This window comes from Bacillus sp. 3G2, from assembly GCF_044324725.1.
Classification (GTDB): Bacteria; Bacillota; Bacilli; order Bacillales; family Bacillaceae_G; genus Bacillus_A; species Bacillus_A mobilis.
In genome coordinates, this window is the sequence record NZ_CP172246.1 from 1 (window position 1) to 7,500 (window position 7,500).

Genomic DNA, 7,500 nt, shown 5'->3' on the forward strand with positions numbered 1-7,500 from the left:
TTGTACATTTGTTGCGCAACCTTATTCTTTTACCATCTTAGTAAAGGAGGGACACCTTTGGAAAACATCTCTGATTTATGGAACAGTGCCTTAAAAGAACTAGAAAAAAAGGTCAGTAAGCCAAGTTATGAAACATGGTTAAAGTCAACAACCGCGCATAATTTAAAGAAAGACGTATTAACAATTACAGCTCCAAATGAATTCGCTCGTGATTGGTTAGAATCTCATTATTCAGAGCTAATTTCGGAAACACTTTACGATTTAACGGGGGCAAAATTAGCTATTCGCTTTATTATTCCCCAAAGTCAAGCTGAAGAGGAGATTGATCTTCCTCCTTCTAAACCAAATTCAACACAAGATGATTCTAATCATTTACCACAGAGCATGCTAAATCCAAAATATACATTTGATACATTTGTTATTGGCTCTGGTAACCGTTTTGCTCATGCTGCTTCATTGGCCGTAGCCGAAGCGCCAGCTAAAGCATATAATCCCCTCTTTATTTACGGGGGAGTTGGACTTGGAAAGACCCATTTAATGCATGCAATTGGTCATTATGTAATTGAACATAACCCAAATGCGAAAGTTGTATATTTATCATCAGAAAAATTTACAAATGAATTCATTAATTCTATTCGTGATAATAAAGCGGTCGATTTTCGTAATAAATACCGTAATGTAGATGTTTTATTGATAGATGATATTCAATTTCTAGCAGGAAAAGAACAAACTCAAGAAGAGTTTTTCCATACATTCAATGCATTACACGAAGAAAGTAAACAAATTGTAATTTCAAGTGATCGGCCACCAAAAGAAATTCCAACTTTAGAAGACCGTCTTCGTTCTCGCTTTGAATGGGGACTTATTACGGATATTACGCCACCAGATTTAGAAACACGAATTGCAATTTTACGTAAAAAAGCAAAGGCTGAAGGACTCGATATACCAAATGAGGTTATGCTTTATATTGCAAATCAAATTGATTCAAACATTCGTGAACTAGAAGGGGCACTCATCCGAGTTGTAGCTTATTCATCTTTGATTAACAAAGATATTAATGCTGATTTAGCAGCTGAAGCACTTAAAGATATTATTCCAAATTCTAAACCAAAAATTATCTCCATTTATGATATTCAAAAAGCTGTTGGGGATGTTTATCAAATAAAATTGGAAGATTTCAAAGCGAAAAAGCGAACAAAATCAGTTGCTTTCCCTCGCCAAATTGCAATGTATTTATCACGCGAACTTACAGACTTCTCCTTACCTAAAATAGGTGAAGAATTTGGTGGACGTGATCATACAACAGTTATCCATGCCCATGAAAAAATTTCTAAGCTACTTAAAACGGATACGCAATTACAAAAACAGGTTGAAGAAATTAACGATATTTTAAAGTAGTAGCTGAATAGTGTGAATAACTTACCTTGTTTTACGCACAGTCTATCCACATGTAGATAGACTGTTTTTACATCCTTTAACGGGGTTATCCACATATCCACAAGCCCTATTACTATTACTACTATTTTTTATCTTTATTAATTAAATAAAATCTTATACTTACCGGAGGTTTTTCTTTATGCGTTTTACAATACAAAAAGACTATCTTGTAAGAAGTGTACAAGATGTAATGAAGGCTGTTTCTTCTCGCACAACAATTCCGATTCTTACAGGAATTAAAATTGTCGCTACGGAAGAAGGCGTTACGTTAACAGGAAGCGATGCTGATATTTCAATTGAATCCTTTATCCCAGTTGAAGACGATGGAAAAGAAATCGTAGAAGTAGCACAATCAGGAAGTATTATTTTACAAGCAAAATATTTTAGTGAGATTGTAAAAAAATTACCTAAAGAGACTGTCGAAATTTCTGTGGAAAATCACTTTATGACAAAAATAACTTCTGGAAAATCAGAGTTTAATTTAAATGGTTTAGATTCTGCTGAATATCCATTGTTACCACAAATTGAAGAACATCATGTTTTTAAGATTCCAACAGATTTACTGAAACATATGATCAGACAAACTGTATTTGCAGTTTCAACTTCTGAAACAAGACCAATCTTGACAGGTGTAAACTGGAAAGTATATAACAGCGAATTAACTTGTATTGCTACAGATAGTCACAGGTTAGCTCTTCGAAAAGCAAAAATAGAAGGAATCGCAGATGAATTTCAAGCGAATGTTGTTATTCCAGGTAAAAGCTTAAATGAATTAAGCAAAATTCTAGATGAGTCTGAAGAAATGGTAGATATCGTTATTACGGAGTATCAAGTATTATTCCGTACAAAGCACTTATTATTCTTCTCAAGATTGTTAGAAGGGAATTACCCTGATACAACTCGTTTAATTCCAGCCGAAAGTAAAACAGATATTTTTGTAAATACAAAAGAATTTTTACAAGCAATTGATCGCGCATCTCTATTAGCAAGGGATGGTCGTAATAACGTTGTGAAATTATCAACTTTAGAACAAGAAATGCTAGAGATTTCTTCGAATTCACCAGAAATCGGGAAAGTAGTAGAAGAAGTTCAATGTGAAAAAGTAGATGGGGAAGAATTAAAAATATCTTTTAGTGCAAAATATATGATGGATGCACTAAAAGCTTTAGATAGTACTGAAATTAAAATTAGCTTTACTGGCGCAATGAGACCATTCCTAATTCGCACAGTAAATGATGAGTCCATTATTCAATTAATTTTACCGGTTCGTACTTACTAAGTAAGAAGTAAGGGTTGCTAGTTTTCAGATGCTAGTAGCCCTTATTTGATTTTTGGGTATTACTTTCCTAATGTTAGTTTATTTAGTACAATGAAAGAATGAACACTTTCAGAAAGTGAGCGATTTTATGAAACGTATTAAAATTTCAACAGAGTATATTACACTAGGACAATTTTTAAAGTTAGCCGATGTAATTGATACAGGTGGCGCTGTAAAATGGTTTTTACAAGAATATGAAGTGTACGTGAATCAAGAACTTGAAAATAGAAGAGGTCGCAAATTATATGCGAACGATATTATTGAAATTCCAGGAAGCGGAAGTTTCCAAGTTCAGGCATAAAGGGGGAGCCCTTTGTTTATTTCAGAAATACAGTTAAAAAACTATCGCAATTATGAAAAGTTAGAGCTTTCCTTTGAAGATAAAGTGAATGTGATTATCGGTGAAAACGCGCAAGGGAAAACAAATTTGATGGAAGCGATTTACGTTTTAGCGATGGCGAAATCTCATAGAACCTCTAATGATCGCGAGCTTATCCGTTGGGATGAAGATTTCGGTCAAATTAAAGGGAAATTACAAAAGAGAAATAGTTCTTTGTCTTTGGAATTAAATATTTCGAAAAAAGGTAAAAAGGCAAAATTAAATCAACTTGAACAACAAAAATTGAGTCAATATATTGGCATGATGAATGTTGTCATGTTTGCCCCAGAAGATTTAAATCTTGTAAAAGGAAGCCCTCAAGTAAGAAGACGCTTTTTAGATATGGAATTAGGACAAATAGCGCCAGTCTATTTGTATGAATTGAGTCAATATCAAAAGGTGCTCACGCAACGAAATCACTTGCTGAAAAAAATGCAAGGGAATAGTAAGAATGAGGAAACGATGTTGGATGTATTTACACTTCAGCTTATTGAGCATGGTGCAAAAATATTGCAAAAACGGTTTGAGTTTTTGCATTTACTACAAGAATGGGCAGCTCCAATTCATCGCGGTATAAGCCGTGGATTAGAAGAATTAGAAATTGTCTATAAACCAAGTGTAGATGTATCAGAATCAATGGATTTGTCGAAAATAAAAGAAGTATACTATGAAAATTTTCAATCTGTGAAACAACGTGAGATTTTCCGTGGTACGACTTTAATTGGTCCTCATCGTGATGATTTACAATTCTTCGTTAATAGTAAAAATGTTCAAGTCTTTGGTTCACAAGGACAACAACGAACGACCGCACTGTCCCTAAAATTAGCTGAAATTGAATTGATTTACTCAGAAGTTAAGGAATATCCGATTCTTTTATTGGATGATGTATTATCAGAATTAGATGATTATCGTCAATCGCATCTGTTAAATACAATTCAAGGAAAAGTGCAAACATTTGTGACAACGACGAGTGTCGACGGAATTGAACACGAAACATTAAAAGAAGCGAAAACAATTCATGTAACGAACGGCACGGTAGATTGTGAAATAGATAGGGCGTAATCCCTATTTAAATGGAAAAGTAGGTGATCTTTGTGTCAATGGAACAAAAGCAAATGGAAGAAAACTCATATGATGAAAGTCAGATACAGGTACTTGAAGGATTAGAAGCGGTTCGAAAACGCCCTGGGATGTATATTGGATCTACGAGTGGAAAAGGACTTCACCATCTTGTTTGGGAAATCGTCGATAATAGTATTGATGAAGCACTTGCAGGGTATTGTGATGAAATTAACGTTAGTATCGAAGAAGATAATAGTATTCTTGTAACGGATAATGGACGTGGTATTCCAGTTGGTATACAAGAAAAAATGGGACGTCCTGCTGTAGAAGTTATAATGACTGTTCTCCATGCTGGTGGTAAGTTTGGCGGTGGCGGTTATAAAGTTTCTGGTGGTTTGCATGGTGTTGGGGCATCTGTAGTAAATGCTCTATCAACAGAACTAGAGGTATTTGTACATCGTGAAGGAAAAATCCATTATCAAAAATACGAACGAGGTATTCCGGTTGCGGATTTAAAAGTCATTGGTGACACAGATCAAACAGGAACGATAACTCGATTTAAACCAGATCCAGAAATTTTTCAGGAAACAATAGTATACGAATTTGATACGTTAGCAACTCGTATGCGCGAATTAGCATTTTTAAATCGTAATATTAAATTAACGATTGAAGATAAACGTGAACATAAACAGAAGAAAGAATTCCATTATGAAGGTGGAATTAAATCATATGTTGAACATTTAAATCGTTCAAAACAGCCAATTCATGAAGAACCTGTATATGTAGAAGGGTCAAAAGATGGTATTCAAGTTGAAGTTGCGCTTCAATATAACGAAGGATATACAAATCATATTTACTCATTTACAAATAATATTCATACGTATGAAGGCGGTACACACGAGGTAGGATTTAAAACAGCCTTAACTCGTGTGATCAACGATTATGGTCGTAAAAATAATATTTTAAAAGATGCGGATAGTAATTTAACTGGTGAAGATGTTCGTGAAGGTTTAACGGCAATTGTGTCAATTAAACATCCAAATCCGCAATTCGAAGGACAAACGAAGACGAAACTTGGAAATAGTGAAGCAAGAACGATTACAGAGTCAGTGTTCTCAGAGGCATTTGAAAAGTTCTTACTGGAAAATCCCAATGTTGCGCGTAAAATTATCGATAAAGGGACGATGGCAGCACGTGCGCGTGTAGCAGCTAAAAAGGCTCGTGAGTTAACTCGCCGAAAGAGTGCTTTAGAAGTTTCAAGTTTACCAGGGAAATTAGCAGACTGTTCCTCTAAGGATCCAGCAATTAGTGAAATTTATATCGTAGAGGGTGACTCTGCGGGTGGGTCTGCGAAACAAGGGCGCGATCGTCATTTCCAAGCAATTTTACCATTGAAGGGTAAAATTATTAATGTTGAAAAGGCACGTTTAGATAAGATTTTATCAAACGATGAAGTTCGTACAATTATTACAGCGATCGGTACAAATATCGGCGGAGACTTCGATATTGAAAAAGCACGCTATCATAAAGTTATTATTATGACCGATGCCGATGTTGATGGTGCGCATATTCGTACCCTATTATTAACGTTCTTCTATCGTTATATGCGTCAAATAATTGAGTGTGGTTATATATATATCGCACAGCCACCTTTGTTTAAAGTACAACAAGGTAAGAAAATTCAATATGCTTACAACGATAAGGAACTTGAAAAAATCTTAGCAGAATTACCAGCACAACCTAAGCCAGGGATTCAGCGTTATAAAGGTCTAGGGGAAATGAATCCAACTCAGTTATGGGAGACGACAATGGACCCAGAAGTACGTTCATTACTTCAAGTTTCTCTTCAAGATGCAATTGAAGCGGATGAAACATTTGAAATTTTAATGGGAGATAAAGTAGAGCCACGTCGTAACTTTATCCAAGAAAATGCAAAATACGTGAAAAACCTTGATATTTAAATGGGTAACGACAGGAATCTAAGTATTCCTGTCTTCTACATATAAATCAATGTATGTGTAACGGAAATGTAAGAGGAGGTGCTCGTTGATGTCAGACAATCAACAACAAGCACGAATTCGAGAAATTAATATTAGTCATGAAATGCGTACTTCGTTTTTAGATTACGCAATGAGTGTTATCGTATCTCGTGCATTACCAGATGTTCGTGATGGATTAAAACCTGTGCATCGTAGGGTTTTATATGCGATGAATGATTTAGGAATTACAGCTGATAAAGCGTATAAGAAATCAGCGCGTATTGTCGGTGAAGTAATCGGTAAGTATCACCCTCACGGTGATTCAGCTGTTTACGAGACGATGGTACGTATGGCGCAAGATTTTAGTCAGCGTTATATGCTTGTTGATGGGCATGGTAACTTTGGTTCTGTTGATGGCGATTCAGCAGCAGCAATGCGTTATACAGAAGCAAGAATGTCTAAGATTTCTATGGAATTAATACGTGATATTTCAAAAAACACGATTGATTATCAAGATAACTATGATGGTTCTGAAAGAGAGCCAATTGTATTGCCGGCGCGTTTCCCTAATTTATTAGTGAACGGTACGACGGGTATCGCGGTTGGTATGGCAACAAATATCCCACCGCATCAACTTGGTGAAGTAATTGATGGTGTATTGGCACTAAGCCATAATCCTGATATTACGATTGCGGAATTAATGGAGTTTATTCCAGGGCCAGATTTTCCAACAGCAGGTTTAATTTTGGGACGAAGTGGAATTCGAAGAGCGTATGAAACAGGTAGAGGCTCTATTATGCTTCGAGCTAAAGTTGAAATTGAAGAAAAGTCAAATGGTAAACAATCTATTCTCGTAACTGAACTACCTTATCAAGTTAATAAGGCGCGATTAATTGAAAAAATTGCAGAATTAGTTCGTGACAAGAAAATTGAAGGTATTACGGATTTACGTGATGAGTCAGATCGAAACGGTATGCGTATTGTTATGGAAGTACGCCGTGATGCCAATGCCAATGTACTATTAAATAATCTATATAAACATACAGCACTTCAAACAAGTTTCGGTATTAATATGTTGTCTCTTGTAAATGGAGAGCCACAAGTATTGAATTTAAAACAAAATTTATATCATTACTTGGAGCATCAGAAGGTAGTAATTCGTCGACGTACTGCTTATGAATTAGAAAAAGCAGAGGCGCGTGCTCACATTTTAGAAGGATTAAGAATTGCTCTAGATCATCTTGATGAAGTTATTACGTTAATTCGTAGTTCGAAAACAGCAGATATTGCAAAGCAAGGCTTAATGGAACGTTTCGGTTTAAGTG

At 35.5% G+C, this 7,500-nt stretch carries 6 protein-coding genes (1 of these 6 only partly in view); all 6 read left to right on the forward strand.

All coding sequences use genetic code 11. The annotated features are described in order from the left end of the window. Positions 1-57: 57 nt before the first annotated feature. Positions 58-1,398, forward strand: a complete 1,341-nt coding sequence (gene dnaA / locus ACHZK0_RS00005; RefSeq protein WP_262742580.1) for a chromosomal replication initiator protein DnaA — start codon at positions 58-60, stop codon at positions 1,396-1,398. A gap of 178 nt (positions 1,399-1,576) precedes the next feature. Beyond that, positions 1,577-2,716 carry a DNA polymerase III subunit beta gene (gene dnaN, locus ACHZK0_RS00010; RefSeq protein WP_001212888.1) on the forward strand — a complete coding sequence of 380 codons (1,140 nt, stop codon included), beginning with the start codon at positions 1,577-1,579 and terminating at the stop codon, positions 2,714-2,716. Between the two features lie 127 nt (positions 2,717-2,843). Next, a complete protein-coding gene (gene yaaA / locus ACHZK0_RS00015) occupies positions 2,844-3,056 on the forward strand; it encodes a S4 domain-containing protein YaaA (protein WP_000821366.1) in 213 nt (70 codons plus the stop codon). Between the two features lie 12 nt (positions 3,057-3,068). Next, positions 3,069-4,196 (forward strand): DNA replication/repair protein RecF, encoded by a 1,128-nt coding sequence (gene recF / locus ACHZK0_RS00020; protein WP_000470743.1) that lies wholly within the window; start codon positions 3,069-3,071, stop codon positions 4,194-4,196. 38 nt (positions 4,197-4,234) lie between these two features. Then, positions 4,235-6,157, forward strand: a complete 1,923-nt coding sequence (gyrB, locus tag ACHZK0_RS00025; RefSeq protein ID WP_061679590.1) for a DNA topoisomerase (ATP-hydrolyzing) subunit B — start codon at positions 4,235-4,237, stop codon at positions 6,155-6,157. 88 nt (positions 6,158-6,245) lie between these two features. After that, positions 6,246-7,500, forward strand: the 5' portion of a protein-coding gene (gene gyrA / locus ACHZK0_RS00030) for a DNA gyrase subunit A (RefSeq protein ID WP_001282859.1). The gene runs 1,217 nt beyond the window's last position; only the first 1,255 of its 2,472 coding nucleotides appear in the window; it begins with the start codon at positions 6,246-6,248; the stop codon falls past the right edge of the window.